The organism is Snodgrassella sp. W8124, from assembly GCF_016100875.1.
Classification (GTDB): Bacteria; Pseudomonadota; Gammaproteobacteria; order Burkholderiales; family Neisseriaceae; genus Snodgrassella; species Snodgrassella alvi.
Genome location: NZ_JACFRP010000011.1, coordinates 1 through 1133 on the forward strand (window position 1 = coordinate 1; position 1133 = coordinate 1133).

Annotated in this window: 2 protein-coding genes; both read right to left on the bottom strand. The window is 31.5% G+C overall.

Annotated features, from left to right (window positions below; genetic code table 11):
* A partial coding sequence (locus H3U73_RS10710; RefSeq protein ID WP_232336269.1) for a hypothetical protein occupies positions 1-312 on the bottom strand: 312 nt, incomplete at its 3' end.
* Between the two features lie 388 nt (positions 313-700).
* Positions 701-1133: hypothetical protein (locus H3U73_RS10575; RefSeq protein WP_198190522.1), on the bottom strand; the 433-nt coding region annotated here is incomplete at its 5' end.

A 1133-nucleotide genomic window follows, 5' to 3' on the forward strand; every position in this document is an offset into this window, starting at 1 on the left:
GATTTTTATATATAAGGGTTTACGTATAAAATAGTATTTTGCATTAGATAATACAAGTATCTTGTTACCATCATCAGAAATAATCCGAGCGCCTTTATCTGTAATCTCCTTTAAGCGTATTTTTGATTGTGATATGTAACTAATTTTGTTCTCAGCTTTCACTGTTTCTTGCAGATATATGCCGTCCTTTTCAACCAACAAATCATAATAAGGAGAGTCGATGCGACAAACACTTGTTTGACTTGCTTGTGCAAAGTTAATGAATATTAAGTAGAAGATGAATAATATAATCCGCTGTATAGTATGTTTCATTGTCAATAATTTTTAAAATTATTTATATTAAATTAAATCATAGCAAAATAAGATAAGAATATAAAGAATTGTTTTTATCATAGCTTTAAAATATACAAAACAGCTTTATGTTATCCCGAAAATTTGCTCGTATTCAAGGTAGATGGTTTTATAGGTAAGTTATAGTTCGAATTATCCTAAGTTGGACGGAAACCGATTTACAGTATAAATATTTATTGATTTAACATAATTTTGTCACATCTAAAAATATCAGACTTTGGTGCAGTTCTGGCCAGTAAACAGGACCGGTATTTGCTAGACATTTAATCAATTATATATATGCCCTTTGAGTACTGAAAAAACTGTGTCATCAGCTAGCTGAGACTGGTGCCGTCGGATCTTTTTAAAACTAATCGTTTTTCTTTGCTGTTGGTAGCAATATGTTCAGTAATTTTTTTAATGTATCGTAATCGTTTGCCTTGAGATTTCGAGGAGAAACGTTATGCAACACTTTTGGCTTTTGATTTTCTCCAGGATTGATATAAGCATAAACTTTTTTACCATCTGTAAAAAAGTAATAGTAGTCCTGTTTTGAACGGTATTCGTAGCCGCAAGCTGGAAGTATAATTTTCCTACATGGACTTATAATATCGACAATTGATCCCAGAAAAATCGGAGCATCTTGAAATTGATCGGTATTGAGTTGTTGCCCGTCAATAAAAATTCGCTTCTCTCTGATTTCAATATGATCTTTTGCAGTAAGTAGTTTGAGATAGGCAGAAGGCTCTTTTTTTTCTAGTCTTCGTGAATTTTCTTCAAGACTATAGTATTGTTGATTGTCA